We start from the raw sequence: 14,877 nt of genomic DNA, 5'->3' as shown, positions 1-14,877 counted from the left end.
TGGTTTATGGAAAAGGCTATCTCCCAATAGTTTTGACCAATTTTGAACCAGGATGAACCGCTATTCAGTTAACTACACCTGAAATGTAAACTTCAGCCTGTAGTGTGATCGAAAGTCGACTTTTTAGTCGGCTTTTTTATTTTGTATAGATATACTTTTTATGAATTATTCGTTGACTGTTAAAATGTACCTCTGGCGCGCCCAGGATATATACTTGACTCGATTTAGAGATTAAATCAATCCATATTTTTAGGGAGATGGTTTTGTATGAAATACAGAATTTCATCGATAATGTTATCCGTGGTGGCTGTAGTACTGGCCATCTTCACATGGACAACATTTAACTCGCAAACATCTCAAGCCGCGAAGATTCCTATGTCGGGAACCTCCGGTGAGGATGCTTTAATTACTGATGCCAATGGGGAAAGTGTAAATCCTAATGGACCGCTTTATACATGGGATCACTACACGGTTTCGTATAACTGGCAAATTCCTGATGGGGTTCACGTAAATATTGGTGACACAGCAGAATTTGAATTACCCGAAGGCTTAGCAACCTTAGTAGATAGGAATATTCCAATTTATAACGAACAAAATGAACAAATAGCAGTCTTCACAATTAAAGCTGGTGAATCAACCGGTACCATGACTGCAACAGCTCAATTTGATTCAAATATTGAAAATCGTAAAGGAACACTTACATTACATGCCAAAGGGATAAGTAATCCAATTACTTCAGTTGATCCGAAAGATTGGGTTATGAATAAAGTAGGTTGGATTTCTGGACGTGATCCGAATAATGATAATGCGCCAACAGAATTTACTTGGAACATTGCCTTTAATCCGGACGAATCAAGCTTAACTAATGTTCAAGTTATTGATACATTGAGCCCTGGTCAATCTTATGTTCCATATTCTGCTTATTGTCCAACTGGTTCATATGAAGGCGGTAAGTTCATTCCAGATGGCGGACTTTTGACACCTAAAGTTACAGTCGATGGACAGAAAATAACTTTTGACTTCGGAGATGTTGATAAAGCTGTCAACATGCAATACGTAGTCAAAGTTGACGATCCAAACGCCGTACCGGCAAAATGGACAAACAACGCACAAATGGTTGTTGCTGGTGTCGTCACAAAAGAAGTTGGATCAGCAATTACTTGGAGTGGTCAAGGTACAGGGACAGGAACAGCTGTTGGTAGCGTTAAGTTAACAAAAGTTGATTCTGAAGATAATGCCATTCTGGTACCCGGGGCCACCTATGATTTGCTTGATGCAACCGGAGATGTAATCCAAAGTGGACTTGTCACAGATTCAATGGGAGCAATAAACTTAAGTCGATTGCACTCGGGTGATTATAGTTTCGTTGAAACTAGCAGTCCTGAAGGATACACAGAGAATCTCGATCCAATTCCGTTCAAGATTTACCCTGGATCAACAACTCAAGTTCAAGTCACTGCTCAAGATACCAGAGAAGTTGAAGATGAAGATAGCACTGGTAGCTTGATGTTAATCAAAGAGGATGCAGAGACCAAAGCTCCATTACCCGGAGCAGTTTACACACTTCTTGATGCCAGCGGCAAAACAGTTACAGAAGATGTAACTACAGATGCCAACGGAAAGATTTTTCTTCCAGACTTAGAGTCAGGTTCGTACACTTTAGTCGAAAAGACAGCTCCAGAAGGCTACGAACTTGATACAACACCAATTAAGATTGATATCACGCCTGGTGAAGTAACAAAATTCACCGCAACTGACAAAGTAGCAATCGTTGACCCAGGTACTGGTACATTAAACTTGGTAAAAGTTGACTCCGATAAAGACACAACAACTTTACCAGGCGCCGTATACACACTCAAAGATTCCGAAGGTACCGTGGTAAAAGATGATCTAACAACTGATGAAAAAGGTATTATCGATTTACAAGATTTAGCACCAGGAACATACACCTTAGTCGAAAAGATTGCACCAGAAGGCTATGAGCTTGATACAACACCAATTACCGTTACAATCACAGCCAACGAAGCAACCAATGTTACTGCAAAAGACAAGGCCGAAGTAACTCCACCCGTTACAGAGCCCGAACCAACACCAGAACCACAACCTGAACCAGGTCCAGAACCCGGAGTAACAGAACCAGTTAAACCAGGTGAACCAGGCACAGGCGGAATTCTAGAACCAACATATCCATCAACTTCAATGCCAGGATCTACAATTAAAGAGTCATTGAAGACTCCATCAAAGGGCAAGTATCCTCAGACTGGTAATACTGAGAATACTATCGCTACTATTATTGGTATTATTCTTGCTGGATTTATCGTATTTATGATGTACTTCAGAAAACATCGTAAGGTTTAAAATATAGTATGATTGCGGGTCGACTTTAGTCGGCTCGCTTTTTTTGTTGTTGGGTGGTTGGGTTCACTGCCGCCTGGAGGTTCCGTACGAGGGGGCTGGAACGCTGGCGACATCATTCCAAGCCTTCCAAGGTTCGGGAAGTCTTGGAACTGAGTCTTTCACTAAGTCGACTTCGTCGACTAAGAGAAATTTGCCGGCTGAGCACCCCTCGTACTCCACCTCCAGGCTAGTAATGCTCAAACTTGCCGTGTTTGGTGGGATAGAGATCATATTTTTGTTGGTCGTTTATAATTCGATTAAGTGTTGAATAAGTATGATTTGATACATCACGTATTTTTCATTGGCAATCTATAATGCAAATTTGCATACAGAAATAAAATTCTAAATCGGTTAGCTAGTAATCTTATTTCTTATTCTTTGGTCTTTGGATAAGATATGCCAATCAAAAAAAAAATAAAAACCAATACTAGTGCATATAAACCAAATCGACGTAATTAGTACTGGATTTTATGTCCGTTTTACAAGATTAGAGTTCAGATGGAAGTAAAGTCCGCAGGGTAGTTTCGCCGGGGGCTCAGCCGTGGAGTTCTTGTTGACGAGCCATAGGGCTCGTTTACAAGAAATGCGAGTTTTGAGATTTTGCCGTACTTGCAAAAGCTCAAAATCGCATCACAGCGTTCCAGCCCCCGCCGAAACTACCCGGAGGACGGCAGTGAACTTCCAACCAAACTCCCACATCTTTAAAACGGTTTCATAAAATAACCTCCGCTAATCACACAAGCAACCATCAAAAAGGAGTAAACTAAAATACATAACTAACAAAAAATTGGGGATGCTTTTAAGTTTTGAAAATCAAATCGATACTATTAATTCTTATACCGACTTTCTTATTTAGTTCGATGGAAATAGCACTGAAAATCGCCGGGGGAACCTTCAACCCAATCGAATTGAACTTCATTCGATTCTTGATAGGTGGGCTAGCACTGTTGCCATTCGCATGGTCATATTTGAGAAAACACAGTATCTTGTTATCAAGATCAGACTTGCTACGTTGTGCAGCGACTGGATTTGTCATTGTTGTTGTCAGTATGTCGCTTTATCAATTATCAATTCAGATGACAGACGCTTCAATCGTTGCCATCATGTTAAGCGCCAATCCAATCTTTGGTTTGATAATTGGATTTATCTTTTTACATGAAAAATTATCTAGAACTAATATCTTTGCACTTGTATTAACGTTAATTGGATTGCTCGTAATTATCGATCCATTCCATTTGAAAAATCCAATTGGTATCACCTTAGGATTATTATCTTCGATCATCTTTGGTGTTTATGGAGTTATGTCCCGGGTTCACAGTCACAAAATTGGAATTAACGCACTGACTATGACATGTCTGTCATTCTTGTTCGGTGCAGGGGAACTTGCAATTTTGATGGGAATTAGTCATACACCAATTGCTTCAGTTATCCCAAGTCATTACAGCGAGTTTGTTAACATTCCATTTTTCCAAGGAATCAGTTGGTCAACATTGCCACTTATTTTATACATTTCAGTCTTAGTTACTGGAGCTGCTTTTGGATTATACTTTGTCGCAATGGACGAAGTTGGAGTTGTTCAAGCTTCACTTATTTTCTTGGTAAAACCTGCTCTTGCACCAGTATTAGCCTTGGCCGTATTAGGCGAAGCTATTGCTACAAGAACAGTAATTGGTATCATAATTATTTTATTAGGTTCAGCAATAACACTTATGGGTGCCAAAATTGCCTACGGCGTTATCGGATTATTTGTTCGTGATTCCAAGCTTCCAAAAGAACAAGTTGAGGAAGAAATGGAACATGATATGGCTAACGAACCTGATGATGATTCAGAGGTTGAGGATGCAAATTTTAAGAGCACAATTAAAAATACAATTGAAACTCAAAAAGAAGTACATCAAGCTTTGAAAGAATCAATACATTCTAATTCAATGCAAAAAAACAGCTAGGGAAAAATTCCTAGCTGTTTTTGTTTCCTTGTTCTACGAAATATTGGAATATTCTATTTTTTGTAATCTTTCCGACAACCTTACGGGAGTTTTCTTTTTCAACTACTGGAAGAGAGTCGACCTCATGTTTGAGTAATAGTTTTCCAACTTTCATGATAGTCATATCAGAAGTGACCGTAATCAAATTTGGCATGCGTGTCATCACCATACTTGCAGTCATTGATTCAGTGTCGCCATTATTAACAGTTACCGCCAATAAATCTTTTCTGGAAATTAATCCGAGCAGATCTTTGTTATCGTCGATCACATAGAGTGATCCGGTATCTCTTAAGAATAGGCTGTTGACGCATTCTTGGAGTGAAGTGCTGGGCTCTACGAAGGCAGGTCGCTTGAGAATATCAGTGATTTTTTTATCGTATAAATTACCGTAGCTGATCTGGGCGTTTTTCATACCTGTATATTCATAGCCGACTTTGGGGCGTGACCCGAGGATGCCGACAGCTGTTAGCAACCTGAGGTCACCTCGTATAGTTGGGACAGATAAGTTCAATTGGTTGGCAATCTTTTCACTCGTGAGAGGACTATTCTTTTTAGTCATCGCAATAATTTCTTTTTGTCTCTTCGTAAGCTCCATCGTATCACCCCGACAAATTCCTAAATGTATTTGTATTTGACTGTGATTATTATATATATAACCACATTTTCTTGCAATAACACGTTATATATATCCACCGATAAATACCGCCGTATTGACCAATTGAACATTTTGATTACAATTAAATTTGTATTGTACGGAACTCATTATTTATGGACGGAGCTCGTAAAATGAAATATGACGTTAAAAATCAGGAGAGAAATCTTTATTTACCCAAACAGAAACCAGTAATCGTTTCTGTACCCGAACAAAAGTTCATCTCGTTGCATGGAATCGGTGATCCAAATGGGGAAGGCTTCAAGGAGAAAATTGAGACACTTTACCCAGTTGCCTATGGACTCAAGTTTGACTACAAGAAGTACAGCGAGGATAAGGATGTTGAGTTTGACGATTATGTAGTTCCCCCACTTGAGGGTGTCTGGTCACTGACTCCAGCCGGCCAGAAGTTAGATCATTTGGATAAAAATGAATTTGAATATGACATCATGATTCGTATTCCTGACTTTATCCCAGCTGGATTAATAACATTATCTATTGCAGCTACCAAGGAAAAGAAAAATCCTTCATTAATTGATGAGTTAGAGATTAAGACTTATCCAGCAATGGAAGCAGCTGAAATTCTTCACCATGGAAGTTACGATGAAGAGCCGGCAAGCTTTTTACAAATCGACGAATTCGTTGTTGCTAATAATAAGAAGAGAGCTTCAAAAATTCATCGAGAGATTTATTTGTCAGACGCTCGACGTGTTGATAAAGACAAGCTAAAAACTGTTTTGAGATATCGAATAAAATAATTGATTTATTTTGAACAAAATTCTTGATATTTAATTTAATTCCTGCTATTCTCGTCAATAGACTTAGTAATTATTACTATTAACAAACGACTTCCCGAAGTAGAAAATTTGAAAAGAGTAGGTACGTGAATGGCACGTAAAGCAAAAATTGAACGTGAAAAACGTTTGCACGAAACTGTTGCAAAATATGCAACACTCCGCGAGGAACTAAAAGAAAATGGTGACTATGATGCATTGAGCAAGTTGCCAAGGGATGCATCTCCAACCAGATTGCACCACCGTGATAAAATTGATGGCAGACCACACGCTTATTTAAGAAAGTTTGGTATGTCAAGAATCAACTTTAGAAATTTAGCACATGCAGGACAAATTCCTGGTGTTCGTAAAGCTAGTTGGTAGATCGAATTAGGCCAGTCGCTTAAACAAATAATATATATCTGATATGTCATGAACCGTTCTTTTCAGGAACTGCGACTGGCCTGGACTAATTGAGGTTACAAACTCAAGAGGTCAACGATCCTCCTCATACACAAAACCCGAGAGACCATCTCGGGCTTTTTTTTGCCCAAAATTTTTGAAAAAGTGTAATCTAATAAGTAGATTATTGTTTGACGGAGGAATTAGGGATGGACAATTCGCGTGTAATTACAATTAAAAACTACCTACATGAAAATAAGGTTGATGCATATTTGATTACAGATAAAGAAGACCAATTTTACGTTGCCAACTACACTGGCGATGATGGTTTTGTCGTGATTGATGCAGAGAATAAATATATCGTAACTGATGCAAGATTCTTTGAACAAATCAAGCTCGAAGCGCCAGAATTTGAAGTTATCGATATTAACAAACAAAGCCTGGCTGACTTTTTGTCCAGCAAATATAAGTTGGTTGCAATAGAATCAGATAGTTTGTTAACTCAGGATTATCAAGCTATTGTGGCAAAAGGTGTGGAAACAGTTTCTGCCAACTTAGTAATTAAAAAGATGAGAATGTATAAGTCAACTGAAGAAATTGGTTATATTCAAAAAGCTGCCGATATCACTGATAAAGTATATGACCATATTATTAATTTTATGAAGGTGGGGATGACTGAAGTTGAAGTGGCTGACGAAATTGAAGCCACTGGTAAGAAGTTAGGTGCTCAAAAGCTTTCCTTCGAAACGATTGTTGCCTCTGGTGTTCGTTCGTCATTTCCTCACGGGGATGCTACAGATAAGGTGATTGAAGATGGTGACGTTGTCACGTTAGACTTTGGATTTGTCTATAACAATTATTATTCTGATACTACAAGAACTGTAGTTATGGGAACAGCAACCGAGGAAGTCAAAAAGGTGTATTCAATTGTCAAGGGAGCAGAAGAATTGGGTATCAAATTTGCGCCGATGGTTGAGACTTTTGGTGATCTAGACCGTGCCGTCCGTGGATATATTGATGACAGTGGGTATGGCAAATATTTCAATCACGGGACTGGTCACGGGCTAGGATTAGTTTGTCACGATTATCCTATTATAAGGACTTCGAATGATGATCAGTTGGAAGACGGTATTGTGTTCACTATTGAACCGGGAATTTATCTTCCAAATAAGTTTGGTGTTCGTATTGAAGATGATATTTATAAAGATGACAATGGAGAGACTGTGCACGTAACTAAGTCCACCAACGAACTAATTATTATTAAGTAAAAAATTTCAATTCATGTAAATATTTTTGGTCAAAAAGGCATCCGTCTAACGGATGCCTTTTTACTATAATACTTATATAGAGATATTAAAAAACCAATTAAACGCGAAGTTATCTTGAATAAATTGACACTTCACTTTGATAATGGTTAGATATTAAGTACGTGTTTAATGCTAACTTTAAGTTTAATAATGGCGGCTGAATATCTCGTCTTACAAATTTGTAAGGTCATTGTAAGAGGATTCAATGTAAAGCTGGATATAACAGAATTAAGATAGCCAGTATGAATTTGAAAGAACTTTGGAGTAAATGAGGTGAGTGATTTGAAGATTAAAATAATTAATTTCTTTAAAAATCCAATATCTGTATTTGTTCTACGAACCGTATTTTATTTTGCAATATTTGTAATTCTTCTGTACATCTACGGTTATAGCGGTGTTGGTAGTGCCAAATTTATTTACAACGATTTCTAGTTGAAAGAAGGGAAAACAATGAACGCAATTATCGATAGAATCACTCGCATTGCCCAACAAAATCCAGATCAAATCTGTTACAGAAACGGTGATGTAACCGCAACATATCGTCAACTGTCTGAAAATTCAGACAAGATTGCTAATTTTATTCAAAGGAAGTCACTTCCTGAAAAGAGTCCAATTATTGCTTTTGGTGGTCAACAATTTGAAATGCTATGTATCTTTTTAGGCGCCATCAAGGCTGGACATGCATACATCCCCGTTGACAATGGATCGGATTCAGACAGAATTCATCAAATTAACAATGTTGCAAAACCTGCGTTAGTTTTCAATTGGAGTGATAAAGAAGATTTCGGTATAGATACTCCAATTATTTCAAAGGAAGAGATTCAACAAGCTTTAAATTCAGGTGATGCAATCTATGATTCATCTAAGAGTGTTGGACCAGATGATAATTTCTACATCATCTTCACTTCCGGCACAACTGGTACACCAAAGGGTGTTCAAATTAGTACTAACAATTTGATTGATTTTGTCGATTGGGTAAACGACGAATATCATTATACGATTGATACCAAACTTATTTTACAAGCTCCATTTTCGTTCGACTTGTCGGTATTCTCAATTTATCCAGGATTAACTAATGGTGCTACTTTGGAGGTTCTCGATAAGAAAGCCAATAAGGATTTAGCATTATTACAAAAAACAGTTTTAAGTACTGAAGCAACAACTTGGATTTCAACTCCATCATTTTTTGAAATGTGCATGTTCTTCAGAGATTTCAACTCTGAGACATTACCAAATTTGAAGAAATTCATCTTCTGTGGTGAAGAGTTAACACATGTCACAGCCAAGAAATTATTGAGTCGATTCAAGGGAGCAGAGCTATATAACACATATGGTCCTACTGAAAACACAGTTGCAATTACATCTATTGAAATCACACCCGAGAATTTGGAAACATTTGATCGTTTGCCAATTGGGTACTTGAAGAAAAATATGGATCACCGTTTAGCCAATGTAGAAGAGCATGATGGTGAGACTGTTGGTGAATTAATTGTCAGTGGACCAGATGTTTCAAAGGGATATTTGAACAATCCAGTTCAAACTGAAAAGGCTTTTGAGAATATTGATGGCAAGATTTTTTATCACACCGGAGATATGGTCAGTGAAGATAAAGACGGTTTGCTATTTTATAAAGGAAGAACCGATTTCCAAATCAAGATGCATGGATATCGTATTGAACTAGAAGAAGTTGATTCATTGTTAGCCGGACTTGACCAAGTTAAACAATCTTGTACAGTGCCGCTTTACAACAATAAGAAGCAAGTTAACAAGATTATCGCTCACGTTGTTTTGGAAGACCAATTCCAAGATTCAGATGACAAAGAATTGAATCTCCAAATCAAGTCCGAATTAAAGAAGAATACGATGGAATACATGATTCCAAACGTCTTTAAATTCGTTAAACAATTGCCTATTAGTAAGAATGGAAAGATAGATAGAAAGGCATTGATAGGCGAAATAAATGCATAACATTACACCTTATAGCAGTCCAGTTTATTTTATATATTTACTATTACTGTTATTGCCAATCATTATTGGCCTTTACAATGGCAAGCGTTATCGAGTTTACGAGACATTAGCAACCGTAGTTATCTTGATTACCGCATTTTTTGGTGGAAATATGAGCCAAGGGATTTCACTGATTGCATATATTCTCTTCGAAATGTTACTGGTTCTTTCATACTTGCGGTACCGGACAAAGGAAAATTCTAAAAATAATTTCTGGGTTTTCTTCTGGGCAGTTGTCTTAGCAATAATTCCGCTGGTATTCGTAAAGTTAGATCCGTTGCTACAAAATCCAACCATCTCACTCTTTGCCTTCATGGGTATTAGTTACTTGACCTTCAAATCAGTTGAAATGATTATGGAGATTCGTGATGGAGCTATTAAAGAAGTTAAACCTTGGGAGTTCATCAGATTCTTACTATTCTTCCCAACAATTACTTCTGGACCTATTGATAGATTTAAGAGATTCCAAAAGGATGTTTTGAAGGTCCCAACACGTGAAGAGTACGTTGAAATGATGAAAACAGGTACACATCGTTTGATGTTAGGTTTCCTATATAAATTCATTATTGGATACGTATTCGGAACACTGATGTTACCAAAGGTTGAAGCTTTGGCAATGTCATATCGAGATTCAGGACCACTAGGACTATCTTGGTGGGTACTAGCATATATGTACGTTTACAGTATGTATTTGTTCTTCGACTTTGCCGGATATTCATTGTTCGCAGTTGGTATTAGTAACTTCATGGGTGTTAAGACGCCAATGAATTTTAATCAACCATTCCGTTCACACAACATCAAAGATTTTTGGAATAGATGGCACATGACACTTTCATTCTGGTTCCGTGATTTCATTTACATGAGATTAATGTTCTTCATGATGAAGAAGAAATTAATCAAGAGCAGAATTACAATGGCCAATATCGGCTACTTGGCACTGTTCCTGATCATGGGATTCTGGCACGGTGAAACTTGGTTCTACATTGTTTATGGTTTGTTCCACGCCGGGGCAATGATTTCAAATGATGCTTGGTTAAGATTCAAGAAGAAACACAGAAAGAGCATTCCACATAACAAATTTACCGAAGCCTTCGCAATATTCTTAACCTTTAATATAGTATGTTTCAGTTTCTTAATCTTTTCAGGATTTCTAAATACATTATGGTTTAACTAAGGAGAAAAATTATGGACGTAAAAGAAGGAATTATCTCAATTTTGAAAGACGTTACAGGACTCGATGATATTGGTACAGATGCTGATCAAGATTTATTTGCAGACGGCATCCTTGATTCAATGGCAACAGTTGAAGTACTCGTTTCATTACAGGACAAATTTGATATTCAAGTTCCAGTTTCAGAATTCGACCGTAGCCAATGGTCAACAGTAAACAAAATTGCTGACCGAGTAGGAGAATTGGAAGCCTAAACTATGAAGAAAAAACTGTGGATGATTTTTGGACCTGTAATTGTTGCGATTGCAGCGCTATTAATTCTTCTATGGGCACCTATCAACTTTAAAACCGTAACTCCAGAGAAGGTTAATCAAGCTGCAACATCATTGGACGCTCGTGTATTGAAGGGTGAAAATATAAAGAATAACGCGGAAGAAGAAAATTACATTCCAATCATTGGATCCTCAGAACTTTCAAGAATGGATCCATTCCACCCATCTTCCATGGCGCAGAAATATCATTGGAAAAATCAACCCTTCCTATTAGGTAATCCTGGTACAGCATCATTGACACAAGCAATGAATGTTAGTGGGATGACTAAGCTTAAAAATAATAAAGCTGTCTTCATAATTTCACCACAATGGTTCACTAAAAAAGGTGCCAGAAGTGATGCGTTCAAATACTACTTTTCTCCATTACAGTTAACGGGATTTATTCTCAACTCAAACCATGGTGATAAAGATTTGAATCAATACATCGCTAAAAGAATTATTCAGTTAGGCATCAGCAAGGGACCAATCGAAAATGATGCAGTTAGACGTATAGCAGCTGGCGAAAAAATCACATCATATGAAAGAACATATGTCGAATTAAGCCGCTCAAGCTTGCAAAGTCAGGATGCATTATTCGGTTCCTCATTCTTACAAGATCACCAAAACAAAATTAATAAAGCAACAAGTAAATTACCAGACAATTATGATTACAAAGACTTGAATAAGCTAGCCGTTAAAATGGCCAAAACCCATTCAAGAGAGAATGATCTGCAAATTGGAGATTCCTTCTATAAGAAGCAATTATTCCATAATATGAAGAGACTAAAGAATTCTCATACACATGCAGATTATTTGCACTCACCAGAGTACAACGATTTTGAAGCACTACTATATATGTTCAAACAAAACCACGTACAAGTAATGTTTGTAATCCAGCCCGTAAATAAAAAATGGATGGAATATACAGGAATGCCTCAAAGCTCTCTAACTAACTTTGACAAGAAAATCAAATATCAATTAAGAACCCAAGGATTCGACAACGTAGTCGATTTAACAAATGTAAAGAATCCAAATTATATTGCCGAAGATACAATTCACATGGGCTGGCGTGGATGGTTAATGCTAGATAAAAAACTAGCACCATACTACAAAGACAAAAAAGCCAATCCAGAACAAACACAGTATAAGATGGATCATTACTTCCTAACAGATACATGGGCCAATGACGTCGATTTTTAATCATAAGAGCGTAAATTCTCACGCACTTGACCCCAGAGTGTAAGGCCGGCCATAGCGGAGTGGGGTGCGTAACACCCCCGCAGCTCTGGACGACTTACACGCCGGGGTCAGTGAGAATTTTCGCGTTTCAAAATAGAGCGTAAACCCACACGCCCTTGAGAACGGAGCATAAGACACATCAACACGGAGTGGGGCCTGTTGGCCCCCGCAGTGTCGATGAGGCTTATGTGCAGTTCTCAGTGTGGGCTTTCGCGTTTCCACTACAAAGCGGGCAACCGTATCACCAAACAAGAAACAATCCTCAAAAGTGGAAGTCAGCACCACCCCGCACTAATATCCAGGCACTAGCCTTAAAACCAAATACTAATAAAAAACCAAAAACAGTTAACCGCTTCGCAATCGGTTAACTGTTTTATTTTGCCTAAAAAAACCATAAATATTAAGATTCCCTTAAATTTGTCAATAACGTATAGCGTTAACCCTCAGTACCGCTAAATCGGTCATTTGAGACGGAAACCCCGGCGTGTCGTTTGAATGGAAAAAGTATATTTGTTAAGGTAGATAAGCACAAGTGATTGTTTATTCGTGTAAATAATTGCTTTTTTTATTTCCAAGGATGGAGGATTAAATGACTGTAAAAGTTGAAGTTAAAAATTTAACTAAGATTTTTGGTAGACACGTCAATCGGGCTAAGGAATTACTCAAGAAGGGTGAAACTAAACCCGATATTTTAAAAGAAACTGGTGCGACCGTGGGGGTCGACCAAGCTAATTTTGAAATTAATGATGGTGAAATATTCGTAATTATGGGACTTTCCGGAAGTGGTAAGTCTACATTGATCCGTATGATTAATCGATTAATTGAACCTACCGACGGTGAGGTTTTAATTGACGGTGAAAACTTAATGACTATGGATAAGAAAACTTTACGTGATGTTAGACGTAAAAAAATGAGCATGGTCTTCCAAAGCTTTGGACTCTTGCCTAATCGTACAGTGTTGGAAAATGCTGAATACGGTTTGGAGATTCAAGGCGTTGATAAAGATGAACGTATTAAAAAAGCTAAAACTGCTTTGGACCAAGTTGGTATCACTGGTTATGATGATGAATATCCATCACAACTATCAGGTGGTATGCAACAACGTGTTGGTCTAGCACGTGCTCTAGCAAATGACCCACAAATCTTATTGATGGATGAGGCTTTTAGTGCGCTTGATCCATTAAATAGAAGCGATATGCAAGATCAATTACTTGATCTGCAAGAAAATATGCAAAAGACTATCATCTTTATTTCTCATGATTTAAATGAAGCCTTAAAAATAGGCGATCGTATCATGATTATGCGTGATGGTGAAGTTGTTCAAACTGGTACACCTGAAGATATTTTGACACATCCAGCAAATGAATATGTTGAAAACTTTATTGAAAATGTTGACCGTAGTAAGGTTCTTACTGCTGGAAACGTTATGATTCGTCCAGTGACAATTAATGTAGACAAAGCTGGTCCACGTTTGACCTTGAAACGTATGCGTAATAATGAAGTTTCTAATGCCTATGTTATTGACAATACTAGAAAACTTCTCGGTGTCGTTGATGCTAAGGATGTTATTAGTTTAATAAGAAATAACAGTAGCGATTTGCGCTCGGTAGTTAACCCAGACGTACCAACAACACATGAGAATAAGCCAATCTCCGACTTAATGGATGATATTTCTCACACAGGTATTCCAATTGCTGTTACAAATGACAAGCATCAATTACTTGGAATCATTGTTCGTGGTGCCGTTCTAGGTGCCCTTGCTGGAAACGAGGTGAAAGATATTGACTAATATTCCACAACTTCCATTAGCTCATTGGATAGATAATTTCGTAGATTGGCTCGTTCAATTTACTGGATTCTTCAATGCAGTAACGAATTTCATCGGTGCAATTAACAATGCCTTTCAATGGGTATTCGATATTATACCTATTTGGTTGTTCATCGTTATCGTATTAGCACTAACTTTCTATGTTAACCGTAATAATCAAAAATGGTCTCTATTAATTTTTGAATTTCTGGGACTGCTAATGATTTGGAACTTAGATTTCTGGCGTGATATGACTCAAACACTTACTTTGGTTCTCACGTCAAGTTTGATTGCTTTAGTCATAGGTATTCCGTTAGGAATTCTGATGGCAAAAAGTAATATCGCCGAAATTATTTTGAAGCCGGTACTAGATTTCATGCAGACAATGCCAGCTTTCGTTTATTTGATTCCTGCTGTTGCTCTATTTGGTATCGGAATGGTACCTGGTATCGTTGCTTCTGTTATCTTTGCCATGCCACCAACAGTGCGTATGACTAATATGGGTATCAGAGAGGTCCCTGACGAGCTTATTGAAGCCGCTGACTCATTCGGTTCTACTGAGTGGCAAAAGCTCTTCAAGGTCGAATTACCACTTGCTAAGACTAGTTTAATGGCTGGTGTTAACCAAAGTATGATGCTTTCACTATCAATGGTAGTTATCGCATCAATGATTGGTGCCATGGGACTAGGAACTAAAGTTTACTTTGCTGTTGGACGTAATGATGCTGGTAACGGATTTGCTGCCGGACTTGCTATTGTTATTTTGGCAATCATCTTAGATCGTCTAACACAAGCGCTGACACGTGATCGTAAGAAAGGGTAGGTG

The 14,877-nt window shown here is 37.8% G+C and carries 13 protein-coding genes; 12 read left to right on the top strand and 1 reads right to left on the bottom strand.

Translation table 11 applies throughout. From position 1 onward, the window contains the following. The first annotated feature begins 267 nt into the window (after positions 1 to 267). Positions 268 to 2,358 (top strand): SpaA isopeptide-forming pilin-related protein, encoded by a 2,091-nt coding sequence (locus ABM34_RS06200; RefSeq protein ID WP_048704304.1) that lies wholly within the window; start codon positions 268 to 270, stop codon positions 2,356 to 2,358. 845 nt (positions 2,359 to 3,203) lie between these two features. Beyond that, entirely contained in the window at positions 3,204 to 4,343 is a 1,140-nt protein-coding gene (locus ABM34_RS06195; protein WP_048704302.1) for a DMT family transporter, read from the top strand. 10 nt (positions 4,344 to 4,353) lie between these two features. Here ABM34_RS06195 and ABM34_RS06190 read toward each other — a convergent pair whose 3' ends face one another. Beyond that, positions 4,354 to 4,977 carry a helix-turn-helix transcriptional regulator gene (locus ABM34_RS06190; protein ID WP_048704300.1) on the bottom strand — a complete coding sequence of 208 codons (624 nt, stop codon included), beginning with the start codon at positions 4,975 to 4,977 and terminating at the stop codon, positions 4,354 to 4,356. Between the two features lie 191 nt (positions 4,978 to 5,168). Here ABM34_RS06190 and ABM34_RS06185 point away from each other — a divergent pair, with 191 nt between their 5' ends. From ABM34_RS06185 to ABM34_RS06140, 10 genes are all read left to right on the top strand, one after another. Continuing rightward, positions 5,169 to 5,792, top strand: coding sequence for a GyrI-like domain-containing protein (locus tag ABM34_RS06185; protein ID WP_048704299.1), 624 nt, complete (start codon positions 5,169 to 5,171; stop codon positions 5,790 to 5,792). A gap of 129 nt (positions 5,793 to 5,921) precedes the next feature. Next, on the top strand, positions 5,922 to 6,191 hold the full coding sequence (gene rpsN, locus ABM34_RS06180; RefSeq protein WP_048704298.1) for a 30S ribosomal protein S14: 270 nt from the start codon (positions 5,922 to 5,924) through the stop codon (positions 6,189 to 6,191). 227 nt (positions 6,192 to 6,418) lie between these two features. Next, entirely contained in the window at positions 6,419 to 7,477 is a 1,059-nt protein-coding gene (locus ABM34_RS06175; protein WP_048704296.1) for a M24 family metallopeptidase, read from the top strand. A gap of 336 nt (positions 7,478 to 7,813) precedes the next feature. Further along, positions 7,814 to 7,948, top strand: a complete 135-nt coding sequence (locus ABM34_RS13050) for a teichoic acid D-Ala incorporation-associated protein DltX (RefSeq protein WP_417924672.1) — start codon at positions 7,814 to 7,816, stop codon at positions 7,946 to 7,948. Positions 7,949 to 7,966: 18 nt separating this feature from the next. Beyond that, positions 7,967 to 9,484, top strand: coding sequence for a D-alanine--poly(phosphoribitol) ligase subunit DltA (gene dltA / locus ABM34_RS06170; protein WP_048704294.1), 1,518 nt, complete (start codon positions 7,967 to 7,969; stop codon positions 9,482 to 9,484). Continuing rightward, positions 9,477 to 10,697, top strand: a complete 1,221-nt coding sequence (gene dltB, locus ABM34_RS06165) for a D-alanyl-lipoteichoic acid biosynthesis protein DltB (RefSeq protein WP_048704292.1) — start codon at positions 9,477 to 9,479, stop codon at positions 10,695 to 10,697. The genes dltA and dltB overlap by 8 nt, the downstream gene beginning before the upstream one ends. 11 nt (positions 10,698 to 10,708) lie before the next feature. Then, positions 10,709 to 10,948: a D-alanine--poly(phosphoribitol) ligase subunit DltC gene (gene dltC, locus ABM34_RS06160; protein ID WP_048704291.1), complete on the top strand. Its 240-nt coding sequence runs from the start codon at positions 10,709 to 10,711 to the stop codon at positions 10,946 to 10,948. Positions 10,949 to 10,951: 3 nt separating this feature from the next. Then, positions 10,952 to 12,205, top strand: a complete 1,254-nt coding sequence (dltD, locus tag ABM34_RS06155; RefSeq protein ID WP_048704289.1) for a D-alanyl-lipoteichoic acid biosynthesis protein DltD — start codon at positions 10,952 to 10,954, stop codon at positions 12,203 to 12,205. 628 nt (positions 12,206 to 12,833) lie between these two features. Then, complete coding sequence (locus ABM34_RS06145) at positions 12,834 to 14,033, top strand: quaternary amine ABC transporter ATP-binding protein (RefSeq protein ID WP_048704285.1); 1,200 nt, start codon at positions 12,834 to 12,836, stop codon at positions 14,031 to 14,033. Beyond that, positions 14,026 to 14,874 carry an ABC transporter permease gene (locus ABM34_RS06140; RefSeq protein WP_048704283.1) on the top strand — a complete coding sequence of 283 codons (849 nt, stop codon included), beginning with the start codon at positions 14,026 to 14,028 and terminating at the stop codon, positions 14,872 to 14,874. Before ABM34_RS06145 ends, ABM34_RS06140 begins: the two co-directional genes overlap by 8 nt. The last annotated feature ends 3 nt before the right edge of the window (positions 14,875 to 14,877 follow it).

Source organism: Companilactobacillus ginsenosidimutans, from assembly GCF_001050475.1.
In the GTDB taxonomy this organism is placed as follows: Bacteria; Bacillota; Bacilli; order Lactobacillales; family Lactobacillaceae; genus Companilactobacillus; species Companilactobacillus ginsenosidimutans.
The sequence above is the reverse complement of the archived record's forward strand: the minus strand, read 5'-3'. Positions and strand labels throughout refer to the sequence as shown.

Coding starts and splice junctions, on each gene's coding strand:
- ABM34_RS06200 (WP_048704304.1), top strand. CDS start 268: ATGAAATACAGAATTTCATCGATAATGTTATCCGTGGTGGCTGTAGTA.
- ABM34_RS06190 (WP_048704300.1), bottom strand. CDS start 4,977: ATGGAGCTTACGAAGAGACAAAAAGAAATTATTGCGATGACTAAAAAG.
- ABM34_RS06185 (WP_048704299.1), top strand. CDS start 5,169: ATGAAATATGACGTTAAAAATCAGGAGAGAAATCTTTATTTACCCAAA.
- rpsN (WP_048704298.1), top strand. CDS start 5,922: ATGGCACGTAAAGCAAAAATTGAACGTGAAAAACGTTTGCACGAAACT.
- ABM34_RS06175 (WP_048704296.1), top strand. CDS start 6,419: ATGGACAATTCGCGTGTAATTACAATTAAAAACTACCTACATGAAAAT.
- dltA (WP_048704294.1), top strand. CDS start 7,967: ATGAACGCAATTATCGATAGAATCACTCGCATTGCCCAACAAAATCCA.
- dltB (WP_048704292.1), top strand. CDS start 9,477: ATGCATAACATTACACCTTATAGCAGTCCAGTTTATTTTATATATTTA.
- dltC (WP_048704291.1), top strand. CDS start 10,709: ATGGACGTAAAAGAAGGAATTATCTCAATTTTGAAAGACGTTACAGGA.
- dltD (WP_048704289.1), top strand. CDS start 10,952: ATGAAGAAAAAACTGTGGATGATTTTTGGACCTGTAATTGTTGCGATT.
- ABM34_RS06145 (WP_048704285.1), top strand. CDS start 12,834: ATGACTGTAAAAGTTGAAGTTAAAAATTTAACTAAGATTTTTGGTAGA.